At 69.6% G+C, this 21,334-nt stretch carries 20 protein-coding genes and 1 pseudogene; 11 read left to right on the top strand and 10 right to left on the bottom strand.

The annotated features are described in order from the left end of the window. Together Taqua_RS05390 and Taqua_RS05385 are read left to right on the top strand one after the other, a co-directional pair. A pseudogene (locus Taqua_RS05390) lies at nucleotides 1–111 on the top strand (IS5-like element ISCARN85 family transposase); the annotation flags it as partial. 24 nt (nucleotides 112–135) lie between these two features. Further along, entirely contained in the window at nucleotides 136–1,839 is a 1,704-nt protein-coding gene (locus Taqua_RS05385) for a putative bifunctional diguanylate cyclase/phosphodiesterase (protein WP_144325438.1), read from the top strand. On the opposite strand, the gene sbcB is transcribed toward Taqua_RS05385, so the two are convergent. Continuing rightward, a complete protein-coding gene (sbcB, locus tag Taqua_RS05380; RefSeq protein WP_144325436.1) occupies nucleotides 1,806–3,272 on the bottom strand; it encodes an exodeoxyribonuclease I in 1,467 nt (488 codons plus the stop codon). The two genes, Taqua_RS05385 and sbcB, sit on opposite strands and share 34 nt — an antisense overlap. Nucleotides 3,273–3,339: 67 nt before the next feature. Here sbcB and Taqua_RS05375 point away from each other — a divergent pair, with 67 nt between their 5' ends. Next, a complete protein-coding gene (locus Taqua_RS05375) occupies nucleotides 3,340–3,858 on the top strand; it encodes a methylated-DNA--[protein]-cysteine S-methyltransferase (protein WP_144325434.1) in 519 nt (172 codons plus the stop codon). 75 nt (nucleotides 3,859–3,933) lie between these two features. Here the strand turns inward: Taqua_RS05375 and clpA are convergent, their stop codons facing one another. Together clpA and clpS are read right to left on the bottom strand one after the other, a co-directional pair. Then, the gene (clpA, locus tag Taqua_RS05370; RefSeq protein ID WP_144325432.1) at nucleotides 3,934–6,276 is read right to left on the bottom strand and encodes an ATP-dependent Clp protease ATP-binding subunit ClpA; all 2,343 of its coding nucleotides are present in this window, start codon (nucleotides 6,274–6,276) and stop codon (nucleotides 3,934–3,936) included. Nucleotides 6,277–6,361: 85 nt separating this feature from the next. Then, nucleotides 6,362–6,712 (bottom strand): ATP-dependent Clp protease adapter ClpS, encoded by a 351-nt coding sequence (gene clpS, locus Taqua_RS05365; protein ID WP_144325430.1) that lies wholly within the window; start codon nucleotides 6,710–6,712, stop codon nucleotides 6,362–6,364. 188 nt (nucleotides 6,713–6,900) lie between these two features. On the opposite strand from clpS, the gene Taqua_RS05360 reads away from it, so the two are divergent. Continuing rightward, complete coding sequence (locus Taqua_RS05360) at nucleotides 6,901–9,117, top strand: methyl-accepting chemotaxis protein (protein WP_185969565.1); 2,217 nt, start codon at nucleotides 6,901–6,903, stop codon at nucleotides 9,115–9,117. Nucleotides 9,118–9,210: 93 nt separating this feature from the next. Here Taqua_RS05360 and icd read toward each other — a convergent pair whose 3' ends face one another. Beyond that, nucleotides 9,211–10,464 (bottom strand): NADP-dependent isocitrate dehydrogenase, encoded by a 1,254-nt coding sequence (gene icd / locus Taqua_RS05355; RefSeq protein WP_144325426.1) that lies wholly within the window; start codon nucleotides 10,462–10,464, stop codon nucleotides 9,211–9,213. A gap of 107 nt (nucleotides 10,465–10,571) precedes the next feature. Here icd and Taqua_RS05350 point away from each other — a divergent pair, with 107 nt between their 5' ends. Next, nucleotides 10,572–11,075 (top strand): DUF192 domain-containing protein, encoded by a 504-nt coding sequence (locus Taqua_RS05350; protein ID WP_144325424.1) that lies wholly within the window; start codon nucleotides 10,572–10,574, stop codon nucleotides 11,073–11,075. Nucleotides 11,076–11,099: 24 nt separating this feature from the next. Here the strand turns inward: Taqua_RS05350 and Taqua_RS05345 are convergent, their stop codons facing one another. Both Taqua_RS05345 and xseA read right to left on the bottom strand, forming a co-directional pair. Beyond that, a complete protein-coding gene (locus tag Taqua_RS05345) occupies nucleotides 11,100–11,690 on the bottom strand; it encodes a superoxide dismutase (RefSeq protein ID WP_144325421.1) in 591 nt (196 codons plus the stop codon). Between the two features lie 90 nt (nucleotides 11,691–11,780). Further along, complete coding sequence (gene xseA, locus Taqua_RS05340) at nucleotides 11,781–13,160, bottom strand: exodeoxyribonuclease VII large subunit (protein ID WP_144325419.1); 1,380 nt, start codon at nucleotides 13,158–13,160, stop codon at nucleotides 11,781–11,783. Between the two features lie 116 nt (nucleotides 13,161–13,276). On the opposite strand from xseA, the gene Taqua_RS05335 reads away from it, so the two are divergent. From Taqua_RS05335 to adk, 6 genes are all read left to right on the top strand, one after another. Next, the gene (locus tag Taqua_RS05335; RefSeq protein ID WP_144325417.1) at nucleotides 13,277–13,912 is read left to right on the top strand and encodes a MotA/TolQ/ExbB proton channel family protein; all 636 of its coding nucleotides are present in this window, start codon (nucleotides 13,277–13,279) and stop codon (nucleotides 13,910–13,912) included. 31 nt (nucleotides 13,913–13,943) lie between these two features. After that, nucleotides 13,944–14,360 (top strand): ExbD/TolR family protein, encoded by a 417-nt coding sequence (locus Taqua_RS05330; protein ID WP_144325415.1) that lies wholly within the window; start codon nucleotides 13,944–13,946, stop codon nucleotides 14,358–14,360. After that, entirely contained in the window at nucleotides 14,360–15,430 is a 1,071-nt protein-coding gene (gene lpxK / locus Taqua_RS05325; RefSeq protein ID WP_144325413.1) for a tetraacyldisaccharide 4'-kinase, read from the top strand. The genes Taqua_RS05330 and lpxK overlap by 1 nt, the downstream gene beginning before the upstream one ends. An 8-nt stretch (nucleotides 15,431–15,438) precedes the next feature. After that, nucleotides 15,439–15,660, top strand: a complete 222-nt coding sequence (locus Taqua_RS05320) for a Trm112 family protein (RefSeq protein ID WP_144325411.1) — start codon at nucleotides 15,439–15,441, stop codon at nucleotides 15,658–15,660. Beyond that, nucleotides 15,657–16,451, top strand: a complete 795-nt coding sequence (gene kdsB / locus Taqua_RS05315) for a 3-deoxy-manno-octulosonate cytidylyltransferase (RefSeq protein WP_144325409.1) — start codon at nucleotides 15,657–15,659, stop codon at nucleotides 16,449–16,451. Before Taqua_RS05320 ends, kdsB begins: the two co-directional genes overlap by 4 nt. A gap of 146 nt (nucleotides 16,452–16,597) precedes the next feature. Further along, nucleotides 16,598–17,254: an adenylate kinase gene (gene adk, locus Taqua_RS05310; RefSeq protein ID WP_144325407.1), complete on the top strand. Its 657-nt coding sequence runs from the start codon at nucleotides 16,598–16,600 to the stop codon at nucleotides 17,252–17,254. Here the strand turns inward: adk and Taqua_RS05305 are convergent. From Taqua_RS05305 to Taqua_RS05290, 4 genes are read right to left on the bottom strand one after another with little or no spacing between them, the layout of a single operon-like run. Further along, entirely contained in the window at nucleotides 17,251–18,288 is a 1,038-nt protein-coding gene (locus tag Taqua_RS05305; RefSeq protein WP_144325406.1) for an asparaginase, read from the bottom strand. The two genes, adk and Taqua_RS05305, sit on opposite strands and share 4 nt — an antisense overlap. A gap of 4 nt (nucleotides 18,289–18,292) precedes the next feature. Continuing rightward, nucleotides 18,293–19,801: a tripartite tricarboxylate transporter permease gene (locus Taqua_RS05300; protein WP_144325404.1), complete on the bottom strand. Its 1,509-nt coding sequence runs from the start codon at nucleotides 19,799–19,801 to the stop codon at nucleotides 18,293–18,295. 2 nt (nucleotides 19,802–19,803) lie between these two features. Further along, entirely contained in the window at nucleotides 19,804–20,250 is a 447-nt protein-coding gene (locus Taqua_RS05295) for a tripartite tricarboxylate transporter TctB family protein (protein ID WP_144325402.1), read from the bottom strand. Nucleotides 20,251–20,254: 4 nt separating this feature from the next. After that, nucleotides 20,255–21,247, bottom strand: a complete 993-nt coding sequence (locus tag Taqua_RS05290) for a Bug family tripartite tricarboxylate transporter substrate binding protein (RefSeq protein ID WP_144325400.1) — start codon at nucleotides 21,245–21,247, stop codon at nucleotides 20,255–20,257. Nucleotides 21,248–21,334: the final 87 nt, after the last annotated feature.

Here is a 21,334-nt window from a genome sequence, read left to right as displayed (position 1 = left end):
CTGTTCCGCCGTCTGAAAGGGTTCCGCCGCATCTTCAGCCGCTTCGACAAGCTCGACGTCATGTTCGCGGCCTTCATCCACTTCGCACTGATCGTCGAATCGTTGCGATAGTGTTAACAGGCCCTAGGCCTGAGCGTGTTCGACCGCGACCTCAAACTGCGCGTCTGGAACGCCGAATTCGGCCGTGTGCTGGGGCTGCCGGCCGAGCTGCTGGCGCGCGAGGGCGTCACGTTGAGCGATGTGCTGCGCTACAACGTGGAGCGTGGCGAGTACGGCCCCACCGACGACCTCGAGGGCATACTACGCGCACTGACCGAGCGGGCGCAGCGCTTCGAGTGCACCCGCCCCAACGGGCGCGTGCTGGAGGTGCGCGGCCAGCCGCTGCGCACCGGCGGCTTTGTGACGGTCTACACCGACATCACCGAACGCCGCCGGGCCCAGGCCGAAATCGAGCGTCTGGCGCGTACCGACACGCTGACGGGTCTGGCCAACCGCTGCGCATGGCTGGAGCAGTTGCAGCAAGCGCTGGCCGCGCGGGCGCGCCGCGCTGGCCAGCTGGCGGTGCTGTTCATCGATCTGGACCGCTTCAAGGCGGTCAACGATTCGCTGGGCCACGCCGCCGGCGACGCCGTGCTGCAACAAACCGCGCAGCGCCTGCGCCAGCGGTTGCGCCAGAGCGACCTCATCGGCCGTCTGGGTGGCGATGAGTTCGTCGTCGCGCTGCCCGACCTGGACGACGACAGCCAGGCCGCCCGCGTTGCCATGCAGCTGCTGCAGGCGCTCACCGAGCCGTTCGAGGTGACGCTGGCGGATGCACCGGTGCCCCAACGGGTGTACCTCAGCCCCTCGATCGGCATCGCGCTGGCGCCGCGTGACGCCGACACCGCCGCCGAGCTGCTGCGTCTGGCCGACCTGACCATGTACAGTGCCAAAACCGACGGCGGCGCCAGTTGGCGCTACTACGAACCCGTGATGAACGACGCAGTGCTGCGCCGCATCGAGCTGGAAACCCGGCTGCGCGACGCCATCCGCAGCGGCGCGCTGGAGCTGCACTACCAGCCGATCCACGCGCTGCGCGACGGCCTGCCACTGCTGGGCTTCGAGGCCCTGGTGCGCTGGCCCCAGCCCGACGGCACGCTGCTGCCACCGGCGCAGTTCATTCCTTTGGCCGAAAGCTCGGCCGAGCTGATCGACACGCTGGGGACGTGGGTGTGCACCACGGCGCTGCATCAGCTGACGCTGTGGCGGCGCGACCACCCAGGCCTGACGCTGAGCGTCAACCTGTCGGCGCGGCAGTTCGACCGCGCAGGTCTGGCCGACCGGATGATGGCGGCCGTGGCGGCCAACCGCGGCGAAAGCGACGACGGCCAGGCGCCGCTGCAGGGCCTGGAGTTTGAAGTCACCGAAGGCGCGATGATGCGTGATCCCCAACGCACGCACGACGAGCTGGCGCGGCTGCGTGCGGCGGGGGCCACCATCGCGATCGACGATTTCGGCACCGGTTACTCGTCGCTGGCGTACCTGAAGCAGCTGCCGATCGACCGGCTCAAAATCGACCGCACGTTCGTGCGCGACCTGGACCGCGACGCGGACGACGCCGCCATCGTGCTGGCGGCGGTGGAGCTGGCGCACCGGTTGGGGCAGGCCGCCGTGGCCGAAGGGGTCGAGCGCCCCACCCAGCTGCACGCCCTGCGTGCGATGGGCTGCGACGCCGTGCAGGGCTACGGCCTGGCCCAGCCGATGCCAGCGCGCCAAGTACCCGCGTACTTGCGTGGGGTGGCCGCTGGCGAGCACCTGCGCTGGCTTCAGCCGGCCGGCAGCCCCAGCTCGGCGGCGTAATCCCACAGCGCCTGCACCACGCCCAGCGCGGCCGCGTCGCCGCGTGCGCGGGCGTCGGCGTGCGCTTGGTGCAGTTGCTGGCAGCGCGCCCGCCAAGGCGTGGTGCCACCCGCACCGTCCAGCAGGCGCGCGCGGCAGTGCGCCTGCCAGCGCGCGCGCTCGTGCGCGTCCAGCGTGTCAGGGTGGTTGCGCGCGCGAAAGCGAAACACCAGCTCGCCCAGGCGGGCGTCGTCAAAGCCCATCTCGCGCCACGCCGGGTCCCGTGGATCCAGTGCCCGCAGCCGCGCCAGCCGCCGCCGGTCGGCATCGCCAACGAAACCCTCGTACAGCGCCGCATCGACGTCCGGCTCGGGGCCCGCGGGCGGTGCGGCGTAGACCTCGGCCCACAAGCCGCTCAGATCGGGCAACTGCGTGATCCTTAGCATGTTGCGCTCGATGGCGCCCCAGTCCACGCCCCAACGCTCGCACAGCACCCCCTGCACCGCCCGCACCTGCCCCAGCACAAACGGCGCGCGGTTGAGGTGCACGCTCTTGATCGGCAGGCGCGTCACCCCTTCGGGCAGCTCGTGCGTGCGCACAAACAGGCGCGCGCGCACTTCGTCGGCGCGCAAGTCGGCCAGCGCGCGCGGGTCGTGCGCCAAATCCCAGGCGATGATTTCGTTGCGGTTGCGCGGGTGCTGCGCCAGTGGCCACATCACCGCCACAAAGCCCCGCGCGGCACCCAACATGCCCGACACATGCACGAACGGCCGCGCCGCCGCTGCCAAGCGCGGCAAGCCCAGCTCCTGCATCACGCGCTCGCGCCGCCGCAGCGCCAGCGCATAGTCGAACAAGCGCGGCTGGCGCGCACGCAGCAGCCGCGCCAGCGCGATGGTGGCACGCACGTCTGAGAGCGCATCGTGCGCGTGGGTGTGCGTGAGCCCATTGGCGGCGCTCAAATGTTCCAGCCGTAGGCTCACCTGCCCGTCGTCGCCGCGCGGCCACTCGATACCGTCGGGCCGCAGCGCCCACGCCGCGCGCATGACGTCGAGCAAATCCCAGCGGCTGCAACCGTCGCGCCATTCGCGCCCGTAGGGGTCGAGCAGGTTGCGCCACAGCAGGTGGCGCGTGAACTCGTCGTCAAAGCGGATCGAGTTATAGCCCACGCCGATCGTGCCTGGTTGCGACAGCTCGGCATGGATGCGCTCGGCGAACACGCGCTCGGGCCAACCGTGGCGCTGGCAGTGCTGGGGTGTGATGCCGGTCAGCACGCAGCTTTGCGGGTCTGGGAAAACATCCGGGGCCGGCTGGCAGTACGCCACCAGGGGCTCGCCGATCTCGCGCAGCTCGGCGTCGGTGCGCACCCCGGCAAACTGCGCCGGCCGGTCCACGCGGGCGTCGCGGCCAAAGGTCTCGTAGTCGTGCCAGTAAAACGTTGGGCTGTCGGGGCTCATCGGTGCGCATCGTAACCGCTGGTCGCGCCACCGCCGTCACGCGGCGCGGCGGTGCTACAGTGGCGGCATGCGCCCCACCACCCCAACCGACCTCACCGTGGCCACCTTGCCGACCCCATGGGGGCGCGCCCTGGCAGCCGCCAGCCCGCGCGGCCTGCACGCGCTGTGGTTGGGCGACGATGACGCGGCGTTGCTGACGATGTGGCGCCGCAGCTACGGCAGCGCCGCCCCACTGGGCGTGCTGCCCACCGCGTGGCAGGCGGTTCTGCGCGAGGTGCTGGCCCACCCAGGCACCCCGTGCCCGCTGCCGCTGGTGCCCCAGGGCAGCCCCTTCCAGCAGCGCGTCTGGGCAGCGCTGCACACGATCGCGCCCGGCCAAACCCTCAGCTACGGGGCGCTGGCGGCGCGCCTGGGCATGCCCAACGCCGCGCGCGCCGTGGCCAGCGCCTGTGCGCGCAACCCGCTGGCCATCGTCATACCCTGCCACCGTGTGGTCGGCGCGGACGGGCGGCTGAGCGGCTACCGCTGGGGGTTGCAGCGCAAACGCGCCCTGCTGCAGGCCGAGGCCAGCGCCCGTCACCCCTGAGGCCGCCACCCGCCGCTGTGGCGCGTGCGGCAGTCGGCGCCGCCGGCTGCCGCACGCCCAGCGGGACGTGGCGTTTCAGTCCGCCGTGGCCTCTTCCGGCTCGGCCGGCTCGGCTTTGCGGTCTTTCTTCGGCAGCGGCTGGATGTCGAGCTTGACCTGCGGCTCGCCCCCGTCGGCCGGGGTTTCGAGATCCACCGTCAGGCGCCCGCCATCCACCAAGCGGCCAAACAGCAGCTCGTCGGCCAGCGCGCGGCGGATCGTGTCCTGGATCAGCCGCTGCATCGGGCGCGCCCCCATCAGCGGGTCGAAGCCCTTCTTGGCCAAGTGCCTGCGCAGCGCGTCGGTGAAGGTGACCTCGACCTTCTTCTCGGCCAGCTGTTGCTCCAACTGCAGCAAGAACTTGTCCACCACGCGCAGGATGACCTGCTCGTCCAGCGGCTTGAAGCTCACGATGGCATCGAGCCGGTTGCGGAACTCCGGCGTGAACAGGCGCTTGATGTCGGCCATCTCGTCGCCCGCTTGCCGCTGCGTGGTGAAGCCGATGGTGGACTTTTGCATCGTCTCGGCGCCGGCGTTGGTCGTCATGATGATGATGACGTTGCGGAAGTCCGCCTTGCGCCCGTTGTTGTCGGTCAGCGTGCCGTGGTCCATCACCTGCAGCAGCACGTTGAAGATGTCCGGGTGCGCCTTTTCGATTTCATCGAGCAGCAGCACGCAGTGCGGCTTCTTGGTGATCGCCTCGGTCAACAGGCCGCCCTGGTCAAAGCCGACGTACCCCGGCGGCGCGCCGATCAGGCGGCTGACCGCGTGGCGCTCCATGTACTCCGACATGTCGAAGCGCACCAGTTCGATGCCCAGGATGTAGGCCAGCTGCTTGGCCGCCTCGGTTTTGCCCACGCCCGTCGGACCGCTGAACAAGAACGCCCCGATGGGCTTGTCCGGCTTGCCTAGGCCCGAGCGCGCCATCTTGACCGCCGACGCCAGCAGCTCCAGCGCCTTGTCTTGCCCGAACACCACCGCCTTGAGGTCGCGCTCCAGGTTTTGCAGCTTGCTGCGGTCGTCGCTGGAGACGCTGGCCGGCGGGATGCGCGCGATCCTGGCCACGATTTCCTCGATCTCGGCCTTGCCGATGGTCTTTTTGCGCTTGGACGGCGGCGCCACCCGCTGCGCCGCGCCGGCTTCGTCGATGACGTCGATGGCCTTGTCGGGCAGGTGACGGTCGTTGATGTATTTGGCCGACAGTTCCGCCGCCGCTTGCAGCGCCGCGGTGGCGTATTTGACGCCGTGGTGCTCCTCGAAGCGAGACTTGAGCCCCTTGAGGATTTCCACCGTTTGCTCCACGGTCGGCTCGACGACGTCGATTTTCTGGAAGCGCCGCGACAGCGCGGCGTCTTTCTCGAAAATCCCGCGGTACTCGGTGAAGGTGGTGGCGCCGATGCACTTGAGCTGGCCGCTGGACAGCGCCGGCTTGAGCAGGTTGGACGCGTCCAGCGTGCCGCCCGAGGCCGCCCCGGCGCCGATCAGCGTATGGATCTCGTCGATGAACAAAATGGCGCCGGGGCGGTCCTTGAGCGCCTTGAGCACGCCTTTGAGGCGCTGCTCGAAGTCACCGCGGTATTTGGTGCCTGCCAACAACGCCCCCATGTCCAGCGCGTACACGGTGGCGTCGGCCAGCACCTCGGGCACGTCCTTTTGCACGATGCGCCAGGCCAGCCCTTCGGCGATGGCGGTTTTGCCCACGCCCGCTTCGCCCACCAGCAGGGGGTTGTTTTTGCGCCGGCGACACAGCACCTGGATGACGCGCTCGACCTCGACCTCGCGCCCGATCAGCGGATCGATACGCCCTTCGCGCGCGGCCTGGTTGAGGTTTTGCGTGAACTGCTCCAGCACCGAGGCTTTTTCGTTGCCACGCGCGCCTTCGCTGGCGCCGGCCTCGTCGGCCTCGGGCCCGTCGTTGGCCTTGGCCGGCTCGGGCGTGTCGCCCTTGCGGATGCCGTGCGCGATGTAGTTGACCACGTCCAGCCGCGTGATGCCCTGCTGGTGCAGGTAGTACACGGCGTGCGAATCCTTCTCGCCAAAGATGGCCACCAGCACGTTGGCGCCGGTCACTTCCTTTTTGCCGTTGCCGGTGGACTGCACGTGCATGATGGCACGCTGGATCACGCGCTGAAAGCCCAGCGTGGGCTGCGTGTCCACCTCGTCGGTGCCGGCGACGACGGGGGTGCTGTCCTTGATGAAGGTGGTGAGCTGCTTGCGCAACTCCTCGATGTTGGCGTTGCACGCGCGCAGCACCTCGGCGGCGCTCGGGTTGTCCAACAGCGCCAGCAGCAGGTGCTCGACGGTGATGAACTCGTGCCGCTGCTGCCGCGCCTCGACAAAGGCCATGTGGAGGCTGACTTCAAGTTCCTGGGCAATCATGGGGCACTTCCTTCGACTGACGATGCTGCGGCCATCCTGACACACCGCGTGCGCCAGGTATGGTTCGATAAATGGGGCGTTGCGCTCATGTTTCAACCGGCTCCGCAATGCATTGCAACGGATGGCCGGCGGCGCGCGCCGCCTGGGTCACCTGTTCGACCTTGGTCGTGGCCACGTCATGCGAGTACACCCCGCACACCCCGCGCCCGTGCACATGCACCTTCAGCATGATCTGCGTGGCGGTGTCACGGTCTTTGTGGAAAAACTCCTGCAGCACGCGCACGACGAACTCCATCGGCGTGAAGTCGTCGTTGAGCAGCACCACCTGGTACAGCCGCGGCGGTGGCACGCGCTGGCGGCGCCGCTCCACCACCACCGCTTCGCCGCCACCCGGCAGCTGCGGGGTCAGGTCGGGTTGCTTCGGTGTCGTGGCCATGCGCACATTCTGCAATAAATCGCCGCGCCTTTCACGCCCGTGGGTATGCCCGCCGGTCGGCTGGCGGTGGTCGCCGAACGGGCATCACCCAGGCATGGCGCTCGCCTTGGCCAAACATGACGGTTGCGTATCATTGCGGGCACCCGCTGAGGCGTGCAGCGCCCCCAAGAACCGAGGAGACCGTGCCCATGACCCCATCGACGTCGTCCCCCACCGCGCCTTCGTCCCGCGCTCGCCTGGCCATCCCTTGGCACCGGCGCATCGGCGTGCAAATCGCGCTGTTGCTGACGGTTGCCGGACTGATACTGGCCCTCGGTCTGGCGTGGTCCAGTGTCAGCATGTACCTCGACGAGCGGCAGGCACGGCTGGAAGAGTTGGGCGAGCGCATCGCCATGGTAGCCGCCGTCATCGAGCAGGTCGATGAGTCCGGCAAGCGCAACGCGCAGCGCCTGTACGCCGAGTTCGAGCAATTGGTGCCCAGCGTGGCGCTGTCGTGGTCGGAGGTGGACGGCAAGCGTACCCTCACGCTGTACGGTCAGGCGCTGGCCGGCGACTTCACGATGGTGGATCTGTTTGCGCAGCGCAGCGGCGGCGTGGCTACCATCTTCCAGCGGGAAGGTGACGATTTCCGGAGCATCACCACCAGCCTGACCAAGGAAGACGGCAGCCGAGCCGTCGGCACGCTGCTGGGCAAGGACCACCCCGGCTACGCCGCCTTGATGGCCGGCAACCGCTACGTCGGCCGTGCGGTGCTGTTCGGCCGCAGTTACATGACGGTGTACCAGCCCATCAAGATCGATGGGCAGGTGGCCGGTATCCTGTTCATCGGCTACGACCTCAACAACGAACTGGGGGTGCTGGCCAAGCTGCTGAAAGCCATCAACCAAGACGCGCTGGCGTATGCTGCACTGGATATTTCGTCGGGCGCTCGGGCGGGTCAGTGGTACGGGCGTGACCTGCCCAAACTCGGCGCGGACGCCCCCTTGCTGCAGCAGCTGCGCGCCGCCACGCAGCAGGGCCAAAGCGAGGGCGTGCTGAAGGTGACCGACCTCCAAGGGCTCGCTGGATCGGGCACGGTCAACCTGATGTGGCGTCACTTCCCCGCATGGAACTGGGTGGTGCTGGCCACCGAGCGGGATGCCGAGACGACGCGTACCACGCTTGAGGATCTGCTCCACCTGTGGGGCCTGGTGGCGTTCAGCGGGGCGCTGGTGGCCGTGCTGTTTGCCTGGTTTGTGCGTACACGGCTGATGCGCCCGCTGCACAGCGTGCTGACCGCGCTGGGTGCCCTGGCGCAGGGGCGGCTGTCGGCAGCCGTGCCGGCCGGCGGCAGCGACGAGTTTGGCGTGCTGTTGCGCGCCACGGAGGACATGCGCCGCACCTGGCTGGACGTGGTGCAGCGTGTGCACCAGGCCAGCACCGGGGTGGCCAACGGCGCCGCCGAGATCGCGCAAGGCAACCAGGACTTGTCGGAACGCACCGAGCGCGCTGCGGCCAACCTGGAGCAAACCGCCGCCAGCCTGGCCAGCCTGACCGACGTCGTGCGCCAGGGTGCCGACACCGCGCGCACCGCCAACCAGCTCGCCATCCAGGCCGCCGAGAGCGCGCGCACCGGCGGCCAGGAGGTGCAGCAAGCCGTGGCCTCGATGCAGGCCATCGAGGCCAGCAGCCAGCGCATCGCCGACATCACCAGCGTCATCGACAGCATCGCGTTCCAGACCAACATCCTGGCGCTCAACGCCGCTGTCGAAGCCGCCCGGGCCGGCGAGGCCGGGCGCGGCTTTGCCGTCGTGGCCGGCGAGGTGCGCAGCCTGGCCCAGCGCAGCGCCGAAGCGGCACGGCAAATCAAGGCGTTGATCGAAGAAAGCGTGGCCGCCGTACGCAACGGCAGCCAGCAGGTGCAACACTCCGGCGCCACCATCGCCGAGGTCGTGCAGTCGATCCAGCGCGTGGCCGACCTGATCGGTGAGGTCAGCGCCTCCACCGCCGAGCAAAGCGACAACATCGCCCAGGTCAACGCGGCCATGGGCCAGCTCGACCAGATGACTCAGCAAAACGCCGCGTTGGTCGAGCAAGCCTCGGCCGCCGCGGCCAGCTTGCAGCAGCAGGCGCAGGCCCTGCTGCAGGCGCTGCAAGCGTTCGATGTGGCCGCGCAGGCGGCTGGTGCTGCGCTACCGATCGCTGCGGCCAGCCCCGCCGCACCGTCGCCGTTGCCCCCGGCGCCTGCCCGCGCCCCGGCCCATGCGCCCAAGCCTGCAGCGTCGAAGCCCCTGCGCTTGGTTCAGCCGGCCGCGCGCAGCCACGTCGCACCGTCGAGCGCGCCAGCCACCACGCCGCCGGCGCGCCCAGCACCGGCAACCCCGCCAGCGGCAGGCGCCAGCGACGACGATTGGGAAACCTTCTGAAAGAAGGAAAGGGCTGGCGGGTTGCCCCGCCAGCCCTTGTACTTTGGCTGACCTCGCCCCACCGGAGAGACGAGGCCAGGCCGTTGCGTGGGCTTACATGTTGTCGATCATGACCTGACCAAAGCCCGAGCACGACACCTGCGTCGCGCCTTCCATCAGGCGGGCAAAGTCGTACGTGACCTTCTTGGACAGGATGGCGCGCTCCATCGATACGATGATGAGGTCGGCGGCCTCCTTCCAGCCCATGTGGCGCAGCATCATCTCGGCCGACAGGATTTCGGAGCCGGGGTTGACGTAGTCCTTGCCGGCGTACTTCGGCGCGGTGCCGTGGGTGGCTTCGAAACACGCCACCGAGTCGGACAGGTTGGCCCCAGGCGCAATGCCGATGCCGCCCACCTGCGCCGCCAGCGCGTCGGAGATGTAGTCGCCGTTGAGGTTCAGCGTGGCGATCACCGAGTACTCGGCCGGGCGCAGCAGGATTTGCTGCAGGAACGCGTCGGCGATCGAGTCTTTGATGATGATGTCTTTGCCGGTTTTGGGGTTGGTGAATTTGCACCACGGCCCACCGTCGATCTCGACCGCGCCGAACTCACGCTTGGCCAGCGCGTAGCCCCAGTCACGGAAGGCGCCTTCGGTGTACTTCATGATGTTGCCCTTGTGCACAAGCGTCACGCTGGGCTTGTCGTTGTCGATCGCGTACTGGATGGCTTTGCGCACCAGGCGCTCGGTGCCTTCCTGGCTGACCGGCTTGATGCCGATGCCCGACGTCTCGGGGAAGCGGATCTTCGTCACGCCCAGCTCCTCTTGCAGGAACTTGATCAGCTTTTTGGCCTTGTCGCTCTGGGCGGGGTATTCGATGCCAGCGTAGATATCTTCGGAGTTTTCGCGGAAGATGACCATGTCGGTCTTTTCCGGCTCCTTCAGCGGGCTGGGCACGCCCTTGAAGTAGCGCACCGGACGCAGGCAGACGTACAGGTCCAGCTCCTGGCGCAGCGCCACGTTGAGCGAGCGGATACCGCCCCCCACCGGCGTCGTCAGGGGGCCTTTGATCGAAACGACAAACTCTTTCAGCGCGTCCAGCGTTTCGTCCGGCAGCCACACGTCGGGGCCGTACACCCGGGTGGACTTCTCGCCCGCGTAGACTTCCATCCAGTGGATCTTGCGCTTGCCGCCGTAGGCCTTGGCCACCGCGGCGTCGACCACCTTGATCATCACCGGCGTGATGTCCACCCCGGTGCCGTCGCCCTCGATGTAAGGGATGATGGGGTTGTCCGGCACGTTGAGCGACATGTCCGGGTTGACCGTGATCTTGGCGCCGTCGGCGGGTACGCGGATGTGTTGGTACATGGGGATAAGGTCTCCGAGGGTCTGCTGCGGGCCACCGCGGCTCTTGGCCACGGTGGAGGTATGCCAAAATTCTAGCGACAAAACCGTTACGAACCTGACAGCTTGCCATGCCCTACGCAGCACCCCGTTGGTCGTCGTGGCGCCGCTGGTGGCGGCGTGGCTTGGTCGCGGCCGTGGCCACCTTGGCGGTGACAGGCGCATGCGCGCAGGGTGTGGCCGAGGCCCCGCTGCGCGATTTGCCGCGCGTGACGCTGCGTGCCGGCATGCACCTGATCCACGCGCAAGTGGCCGCCACGCACGCGCAGCGCGCCACCGGCCTGATGTGGCGGCGCGAGCTCGGCCCCAACGAGGGTATGCTGTTCGTGTTCGAAGCGCCGGCGGTGCAGTGCTTTTGGATGAAAAACACCTACGTGCCGCTGACGGCGGCGTTTGTCGCCGACGATGGCCGCATCGTCAACCTGGCCGACATGCGCCCGCTGGACGAAACCAGCCACTGCTCCAGCGAACCGGTGCGCTACGTGCTGGAAATGGCGCAGGGCTGGTTCCGTCAGCGCGGCATCGGGCCCGGCTTTCGCTTGGCCGGGCCTCCGTTTCAGGCGCCGCAGCGCTGACGGCCGCCGCGCCCCGCCGCGGCATCAGCCGGCGAAGTTGGCTTGCACGAAGTCCCAGTTGACCAGTTTGTCGAGGAAGGTTTCGACAAACTTCTGCCGCAGGTTGCGGTAGTCGATGTAGTAGGCGTGCTCCCACACGTCCACCGTCAGCAACGGCTTGTCCGCGGTGGTCAGCGGCGTGCCGGCCGCGCCCATGTTGACGATGTCCAGGCTGCCATCGGGCTTTTTGACCAGCCACGTCCAGCCCGACCCGAAGTTGCCCACCGCGCTCTTGACGAACGCTTCGCGGAATGCGGCGTAGCTGCCCCACTTGGCGCGGATGGCGTCGGCCAGCGCGCCGCCGGGCTCGCCGCCACCGTTGGGTTTCATGCAGTTCCAAAAGAACGTGTGGTTCCAGACCTGCGCGGCGTTGTTGTAGATCGGGCCGGGGTTGGGCGCCTTGCGAATGATGTCCTCCAGCGACATCGATTCGTACTCGGTGCCCTTTTGCAGGTTGTTGAGGTTGACGACGTACGCGTTGTGGTGCTTGCCGTGGTGGTATTCCAGCGTTTCCTTCGAGTAGTACGGCTCCAGCGCGTCGATGGCAAAGGGCAGCGGTGGCAGTGTGTGTTCCATGGTCGTTCCTCACTCGTGACGGTTGCGAAAGGGTAACAGGCGAACATTGTAGGCAAGACCGGCGAGTCCACGCACCCGGTGGGGCCACGCTCAGGGCGTGTCGGCAGCGCCATCCACGTGCTGCTCCACCCGCGCCGCCAGCGCACCCCGCGCCAGCCGTACGCGCACCCGCGCCCCAGGTGGGGCGTGGGCGGCGTCGAGCAGCACATGTCCATCCGGCCCGGTGACCAACGCGTAGCCCCGCTGCAACACCCGCTGCGGGTCCAGCAGCGCCAGTTGCGCTTGCCAGCGCTGCAGCCGCTGGGCGTGTCGTTGCAGCAGCGCCTCCACGGCACGCGGCAGGCGCTGCTGCTGCGCCAGCCACTGCTGGCGCGCCACCGCCAGGCGCATCGCCGGCGACGCGGGCAGCCGCGCCGTCGCGGTGCGCAAACGCTCGCGCTGATCCTGCAGCGTGCGCTGCACGGCACGCTGTGCGCGGTGCTGCAGCGCCTGCAGCCACTGGCGCTGCTGCGCCAGCCGCTGCGATGGCCGCCCGATGCGCAGCACCAGACGGTCCACCCGCTGGGCCTGGGTGTCGAGCTGACGGCGCACCGCGTCACGCAGGCGTTGACGCTGCTGCGTGCAGCGTTGCAGCAGGTCGGCACGCGCCGGCGCGCACAGCTCGGCCGCCGCGGTGGGCGTCGGCGCGCGCACGTCGGCGGCAAAATCGGCCAGCGTCACGTCGGTTTCATGCCCCACCCCGCACACCACCGGCATCGGCGCGCGCACGATGGTGCGCACCAGATCGGGGTCGTTGAACGCCCACAGGTCCTCCAGCGACCCGCCGCCACGCACCAGCAGCAGCACCTGCGGGGCACCGCAGGCGGCGAAGTCGTCGTAGGCGCGCTGCAGCGCCGCACACAGCTGCGCCGGCGCCTGGGGCCCCTGCACCGCGGCCGGGTACACGCGCACCGGCAGGTGCGGCGCACGGCGCGCCAGCGTGGTGGCCACGTCGCGCAAGGCGGCCGCGTCCAGCGAGGTGACGACGCCCAGGCTTTCCGGGTACGGTGGCAGCGCTCGCTTGCGCGCGGCGTCGAACAGCCCCTCGGCGGCCAGCGCGGCCTTCAGGCGCATGAACTGCTCGTACAACGCCCCCTGCCCGGCCAGCTGCACCCGCTCAACGATCAACTGCAAATCCCCGCGCGGCGCGTACACGTCGAGCCGCCCCAGCAGGCGCACGCGCAAACCGTCGCGCAGCGTCACGGCGCTGGCCTGCGCCACGCGCCGAAACAGCGCGCAGCGCAGTTGGCCCTGCTCGTCTTTGAGCGTGAAGTACACGTGCCCGCTGCTGGCTTGCGTGCAGCCGGCCACCTCCCCTTCGACCTGGACGGGGTTGAAGCGCGCCCGCAGCGCGTCGGCCAGCGCGGCCACCAGCGCGCCGACCGCCCACACCGGCGCGTCGACGTGATCCGTCGGGTTGGGTGGCAGCATGGTTGGGTTCCTAGCGGGTTTGTACGGTGTCGTGGTCTGGCCAAGGCCCACGCGGGCTGGCGTCGGTGATAATGCGCCACCACCGTTACCCCCTGCGCGTTGAGAGGAGGATAGCGTTGCTATCAATCATACAAGCTGCCGGCTGGCCCATCGGTTTTTTGATCGCGTGCTCGGTTGTCGGGCTGGCGCTGATCCTGGAACGTGCCTGGAGCCTGCGGCGCGCGCGCGTTGCCCCCGCGGGCTTGCTGGATGAGGCGATCACCGCATCGCGTCATGGTGTGCCACCGGCCGATGTCATTGGGCAGCTTGCCCAGCATTCGCTGCTGGGCAAGGTGCTGGCCGCGGGCCTGCTGGCGCTGCACGACAACCCGCGAGCCACCGAAGCGGAGCTGCGCGCCGCGCTGGAAGGTGCCGGCCGCCGCGCCGCGGCCCGCTTGCAACGTTACCTGGGCGCGCTGGCCACGGTGGCCTCGGCCGCGCCGTTGCTGGGGCTGCTGGGCACGGTCATCGGCATGATCGAAATTTTTGGCTCGCAGGCCGGCCCCGGCGGGCTGCTGCCCGGCGGCGGCAACCCGGCGCAACTGGCGCACGGCATCTCGGTGGCGCTGTACAACACCGCGTTTGGTCTCATCATCGCGGTGCCGGCGCTGATTTTTTGGCGCCTGTACCGTGCGCGCGCCGACGCGCTGCTGCTGGAGCTGGAGCTGGCCGCCGAGCGCTTCGTGCACCACCTGCTGACGCTGCACCGCTGAACCACGCTGCTGGCACACCGGGAGTGCAACGATGAACTTTCGCCACGGGGAGCGCGACGAGCCGGAGATCAACCTGATCCCGTTCATCGACGTGCTGCTGGTGATCCTCATCTTTTTGATGCTGACCACCACCTTCAGCCAGGCGACGGCGCTGCAGGTCAACCTGCCGCAGGCCGATGCCGAGCCGCCCCCACAAGTGCGCCGCGAAATCACCGTCGCCGTGGCCGCCGACGGGCGCGTGGCGGTGCAAGACGTCGTGCTGCCCGAGCGCAGCGTGGCTGCCCTGGTGGCGGCGCTGCGGCACGCGGCCGAGGCAACGCCCGAGCCGCTGCTGGTCATCCAGGCCGACGCCGCCGCCGCCCACCAGGCCGTGGTGGACGTGCTGGACGCGGCGCGGCAGGCCGGCTTGGTGCAGATCACGTTTGCCACCCAGCGCAGTGGGCCGTGATGACGGCCATCGCCCCGACATCGGTGTGGCAGCGCCGCACGGCCGCGTCGGCCTGCCTGGTCCCGCTGGCCAGCGTCTACGGTGCGTTGCTGGCGGTACGGCGCTGGGTCTGGCGGCGGGGCTGGCGCCAGCCGTGGCGCGCGCCGGTGCCGGTGCTGGTGGTCGGTAACGTTATCGTTGGCGGCGCCGGCAAAACGCCAACCACCGCGACGCTGGTGCAACACCTGCGCCAGCGCGGCCGGCGGCCCGGCATCGTGGCGCGCGGCTACGGCGCCCCTGCCAGTGACGCGCGGGTGCGGCTGGTGGCCGACGACCCCGACCCGGCGTGCTGCGGTGACGAGCCGGTGCTGCTGGCGCGTGCCACCGGCGTGCCGGTGGCCGTGGGGCGTGACCGCACGGCCGCCGTACAGCGGCTGCTGCAGCGCCACCCCGAGGTGGACATCGTCGTGGCCGACGATGGCTTGCAGCACTGGCGCCTGGCGGCCGATGCGGCGGTGGTGGTGTTTGACGCGCGCGACGTCGGCAACGGCTGGTTGCTGCCCGCCGGCCCGCTGCGCGAACCGTGGCCGCTGCGCCGCGCGCCAGCGCCCACCGTGTGGGTGCTGCGCACCGAGCCGCCCACCCGGCCCCCGGCAGCGCACCCCTACCCCGAATTTGCCGCCCAACGGCGGCTGGCACCCACGGCGGTGGCGCTGGATGGCACGCGCCGGCCGCTGGTGCACTGGCGCGGCGCGGGCCAAGCCGTCGGGGCGCTGGCGGGCATTGCCCGCCCCACGGCGTTTTTTGAGGCGTTGCGCGCGCACGGCGTGCCGCTGGCGACCACCTTGCCGCTGGCCGACCACGCGCCCGCGCAAACGATCCGTGCCGCCTTGCACGCTGCGCTGGCCGCCGGCGGCCCACGGCAGTGGCTGTGCACGGAAAAAGACGCCGTCAAGCTGCGCCCCGCCGACCTGCCGCCAGGCGTGACCCTGTGGGCCGTGCCGCTGGAGGTGACCCCGTCGCCCACCTGGTTCAAGGCGCTGGACGCGTGGCTGGCCTCGGCCCACCAAACCGCCCCGCGCGCGCTATGATGCCGGGCATGGACCCCAAGCTGCTCGAGCTGCTGGTGTGCCCCGTGACGAAGGGGCCGCTGGTGTACGCGCGCGAAACTGGCGAGCTCGTCTCGCGCGGCGCACGCCTGGCCTACCCCATTCGCGACGGCATCCCCATCTTGCTGGAAAACGAAGCGCGCGCGCTGGACGAGGCGGAACTGGACCGCTTGGCCCCGCCGCGCGCCACGCCGCCCGCCGCCAGCGCATGACACCGCCGCCGTTTCACGTCTTGATCCCGGCGCGGCGTGCCTCCACCCGCCTGCCCGACAAGCCACTGGCCGACATCGGCGGCGCCCCGATGGTGGTGCGCGTGGCCGAGCGCGCCCGCGCCAGCGGGGCGCTGAGCTGCACCGTCGCCACCGACGACCAGGCCATCGTCGACGCCTGCACGCGCGCCGGCGTCGATGCACTGCTGACGCGCCCCGTCCACCCCAGCGGCAGCGACCGGCTGGCCGAAGCGGTTGCGCGGCTGGGCCTGCCCGACGACGCCATCGTCGTCAACGTCCAAGGCGACGAGCCGCTCATCGACCCCGCGCTGCTGCAGGCGGTGGCGCAGCGCTTGCACGCGCGCCCCGACTGCGTGATGGCCACCGCCGCGCATCCACTGGCCGACGCGACCGAGCTGTTCAACCCCAACGTGGTCAAGGTCGTGCTGGACGCGCGCGACACGGCGCTGCTGTTCAGCCGCGCCCCCATCCCGTGGTGGCGCGATGCCCCACGCCACGACGCCACGCTGGACCTGTCCGGCTGGCCCGTCGGGCTGCGGCCGCTGCGCCACATCGGGCTGTACGCGTACCGGGCCGGGTTTTTGCGCGCGTTTCCCACCCTGCCGCCGGCGCCGCTGGAGCAGTGCGAGTCCCTGGAGCAGTTGCGTGTGCTGTGGCACGGCCAGCGCATCGCGGTGCACATCACACCTGAAGCCCCTGGCCCGGGGGTGGACACTCCCGACGACCTGGCCCGCGTGCGTGCCTTGTGGGCGGTGCGGCACGCCGCGCGCTGACAACCCCGGCAGGTATGGCGGCCGCTGTAAGCCTGTGTCGGGCAGCGCATGCTATTCTTGCGCGCTGGCGGCCAGCGCACCCGGCCTGAGGAGACAGGGCGCGGCACGTCGACCGGTCCAACCCACCAGACGAGCAAAGGAAACCCATGAGACTGATCCTGCTGGGCGCTCCGGGCGCTGGCAAAGGCACGCAAGCCGCGTTCATCTGCCAGAAGTACGGCATCCCCCAGATTTCCACCGGTGACATGCTGCGTGCGGCGGTCAAGGCCGGCACACCGCTGGGCTTGGCGGCCAAGCAGGTCATGGACGCCGGCGGCCTGGTCAGCGACGACATCATCATCGGGTTGGTCAAAGACCGCATCGCGCAGCCGGACTGCGCCAACGGCTTTCTGTTCGACGGCTTCCCGCGCACCATCCCCCAGGCCGAAGCGATGCGCCAGGCGGGCGTCAAGCTCGACTACGTGCTGGAAATCGACGTGCCGTTCGACACCATCATCGAACGCATGAGCGGCCGACGCGTGCACCCTGCCTCGGGACGCACCTACCATATCCGCTACAACCCGCCCAAGGTGCCCGGCAAAGACGATGTCACCGGCGAAGACCTGATCCAGCGCGACGACGACAAGGAAGAAACGGTGCGCAAGCGGCTGGATGTGTACGCCGCACAGACCCGCCCGCTGGTGGACTACTACCGCGGCTGGGCCGAGCGCGACCCCGAGCATGCCCCGCGCTACCGCCGCATCAGCGGTGTGGGCACGGTGGAGGAAATTACCCAGCGCGTGTTCGAGGCGCTGGCCAGCTAACCCGTCGGCGGCGTGGCCAGCAGGCGCAACGCCAGCGCCAGCCGCGCCTTGGCCGGCGGCAGCGGCGTCACCGTGAACGCCGCGCGTGCGCGGCCGGCGTGCCCTGCCACCACCTGACCCTCGGCGCAGCGCGTCGTCACCCACACCTGCACGCCCTGCGCCACGGCGTCGGCCAGCGCCTGCGCCAGCCGGCCGTGCAACGAGCCATTGCCCGTGCCGGCCACCACCAGCCCCTGCAACGGCGCGTCATCGTCGTGCCCGGCCAGAGCGCGCTGCCGCTGCGCCAACAGCGCGCGCACGATGGCGCCGTCCTGGTCGGCGTGGCTGGAAATCCACTCCACCCGCGGCCACGCCGGCGCGTGCAGCACGGCGTGGCGCCAGGCGGCATCACCGCGCGGCGGCGTGGCGTCGTCACCCCACGCCGCGGGCGGCTGCGGTACGCTGCACCAGCGCACCTGGCCGGCCTCGACCCAGGCACTCGGCCCGGCGTCACCGGCGCCAAACGCGTCGGCGCGCATCGGGTGCACCTTGCGCACCGCCACCGCGTCGAACACGCGCCCGGCCAGCGTCACCCACACGCCGCCCACCGCCAGCGCTTGGGCGTCGGTGGCCAACACCAGCGCATCGGCCAGGTTGTGCGGACCATCGGGCACCACCGCCGAGGCAGGGCGCATCGCGCCGGTCAGCACCACCGGCTTGACAGGCGCCAGCACGGCCTGCAGCAGCCACGCCGTCTCTTCCATCGTGTCGGTGCCGTGTGTCACCACCACGGCGCCCACGTCGGCGTCATCCAGCGCAGCCTGCACGGCACGCAGCAGTGCCTGCCAGACGCTGCGGTCCATATCCTTGCTGTCGACGTTGGCCACCTGCTGCGCCTGCAGCCGCCAGCCCGGCGGGCACACCAGCCCCTGCAGCAGCGCCTGCACCGGCACCACACCGGCTTGGTAGCCCACCACATCGTGCGCCTGGGCGGCGCGCCCGGCGATCGTGCCGCCGGTGCCCAGCACCCACAGCGTACGCACATCAGCATCCATGCGGTCAGCTCCCGGCGCGCTCGTGCTCGCGCAACGCGCGACGCACCATGCCCCACACGCTCCACACAAACAACGCTGCCCCTGCCCCCAGGAACGCCGCGCTGATCGGCCGCTCGATAAAGATGGCCGCATTCCCCCGCGACAGCAGCAGCGCGCGGCGCAGGTTTTCCTCCATCAGCGGCCCCAGCACAAAGCCCAGCATCAGCGGTGCGGCCTCAAACCGCAGCACCGCCAGCAGGTAGCCCACCGCCCCGATGGCCGCCACCATGTAAATGTCAAAGACGTTGTTGTTGACGCTGTAAGTGCCCAGCGCAATGAACACCAGGATCGCCGGGTACAGCACGTGGTACGGAATGCGCAGGATCGCCACCCACATACCCACCAGCGGCAGGTTGAGAATGACCAGCAGCACGTTGCCGATGGCGAAGCTGACGATCAGCCCCCAGAACAGGTCGGGCTGGTCGCTCATCAGCAGCGGCCCGGGCTGGATGCCGTGGATGATCAGCGCGCCCAACATCAGCGCCATCACCGCGTCGCCCGGAATGCCCAGCGACAGCGTCGGCACGAACGCCGTTTGCGCCGCGGCGTTGTTGGCCGCCTCCGGCGCCGCCACGCCTTCGATGGCCCCGCGACCAAAGCGGCCAGGGTCTTTGGCCAAACGCTTTTCCACCGCGTAGGACATGAACGAGGCAATCGAGGCCCCGGTGCCCGGCAGCGCACCAAAAAACGACCCAATGCCAGTGCCGCGCAGCATCGGCAGCCACGAACGGCGCCAGTCCTCGGCCGTGGGCAACATGTCGCGCAGCCGGATGGGGTTGGTGACATGCCCATCGCGCGGCTGGTTGACCGAGCCCACCACCTCGGCAATACCAAACAGCCCCATGGCCAGCGCCACGATGTTGATGCCGTCCATCAGCTCCGGCACATCGAAATAAAAGCGCGCCACGCCCGAGTTGACGTCGGTACCGACGGTGCCCAGCAGCAGCCCCAGCACCACCATCGCCAGGCCCTTGATCGGCGAGCCCGACGCCAGCGTCGAGGCCGCCAGCAGCCCCAACGCCATCATGGCAAAGTATTCCGCCGGGCCGAACTTGAGCCCCACCTCGGCAATGGCCGGCGCGAAGCCCGCCAAGATTGCCACGCCCAGCATCGAGCCGACGAACGAGGCGACCGTCGTCATGAACAGCGCCACCCCTGCGCGCCCCTGCTTGGCCATTTGATAGCCGTCCAAGCAGGTCACGGCCGACGACGGCGTGCCTGGCAGGTTCAGCAGGATCGACGCGGTGGAGCCCCCATACTGCGCCCCGTAGTACACGCCGGCCAGCATGATGATGGCCGCCGCCGGCGGGATATGGTAAGTGACCGGCAGCAGCAGCGAGATGGTGGCCATCGCACCGATGCCCGGCAGCACCCCGATGAGCGTGCCGATGAACACGCCGATGAAGCAGTACAGCAACATCATCGGCTGCGTGGCCTGCTGCAGCCCGTGAAGCAACCCTTGCACAACGTCCATCGTCACGCGCTCCAGGGCCAGGTGGGCAGCACCATGCCGAGCCCGGCAATGAAGATCAGCCACGCCAGCGCGGCAATGACCAGCGCCGTCAGCAGCCGCGTGCGCCAGCGGTAGCGGGCATCGGCCAGCGAGGCCAGCAACACCGCCGCCACCGTGGCCAGCACCAGCCCCGCCGGCTTGAGCAACAGCCCAAAGACCATCAGCGCGCCCAGCACCGCCGCCGCTGCACGCCTGGCCAGCACGATCGGCTCACCGCCGCGCAGCAGGGCAGGCACCGCCACCAGCGCCCCCAACCCCGCCAGCAACCAACCCAGCGCCACCGGGAAAAACCCCGGCCCCATGTTGCGCAGCTCGCCCAGCTCGTAGTGCTGCTGCGCGTACAGCGCCGCCCCCGCGCCCACGGCCACCATCAGGGCGCCGCCCAGCACATCGCGCACGTCACGCTTCATCCACTTACCCCACACGCAGGTTCCGGCGTTCGATCACCGCGCGCATACGGGCGGTGTCGTTGGCGATGCGGCGCGCCAAGCCTTCCGGGTTGGTGCCAACGACCTGCCAACCCTGCTGAAACAGCTTGGCGCGGACGTCGGGCTGGCGCACCACGTCGACCAGCGCGTTGGCCACCTTCAGCACATGCGCTGTGGGCAAACTGCGTGGTGCCGCCACCGCGTTCCAAACCTCGAGTTCGGTGTCCGCCATGCCCAACTCGGCCAGCGCCGGCACGTTCGGCGCCAGCGGGCTGCGCCCACCACTGGTCACTGCCACCGCCTGCAGCTTGCCTGCCTCGGCCTGCTGCAGGGCCAACCCGGGTGGCAACAAGGCCAGGTGCACCTCACCGCGCAACATGGCCTGGATGACCTGCGGGTTGCCGGGGAATGGTACGTGCACCGCGCGCCAGCCGGCACGGGCTTGCAGCATTTCCATGCCCAAATGCGCCAGCGTGCCGACGCCGGGCGAGCCGTAGTTCCAGCGGTCGCCAGCCTGCTGCGCCGCCGCCCACACCGCCGCGCCACGCGCCTGCACCTGGGGACCTGCACACAGCACCAACGGAGCTTTGACGAGCAAACTCACCGGCACCAAGTCGGTGTGCGGGTCGTACGGTGTGGCGGGGTTGAGCAGCTTGGCCACGGTCAGGTTGCCGTTGATCATCAGCCCCAGCGTGTGCCCATCGGTGGCACGGGCTACCGTATCGGCGGCGATGTTGCCAGCGGCGCCGGGCCGGTTGTCCACCACCACCGGTTGCCCCAGGCGCGCGGCCAGCGGCTCGGCCAGGGTACGCGCTGTGGTGTCGGGCGACGACCCCGGTGGGAAGCCAACCACCAACCGCAGGGGGCGCTGCGGCCATGCGGCGCTACCCCCGCCCTGCGCCATGACCCACGGTGACAGCGCACCACCCACCATCCCCAACACAAGGCCGCGCCGCGTCCATGCCTTGTCAGCGTTCATCGATCGTGTCTCCTCGACATTGGTGTACCAACCCACACGTGGGGCACGATGATAGCGCCCACAACGACAAAACCCCGCGCACGTGAC

The sequence above is a fragment of the Tepidimonas aquatica genome (genome assembly GCF_007556585.1).
Classification (GTDB): Bacteria; Pseudomonadota; Gammaproteobacteria; order Burkholderiales; family Burkholderiaceae_C; genus Tepidimonas; species Tepidimonas aquatica.
The sequence above is the reverse complement of the archived record's forward strand: the minus strand, read 5'-3'. Positions and strand labels throughout refer to the sequence as shown.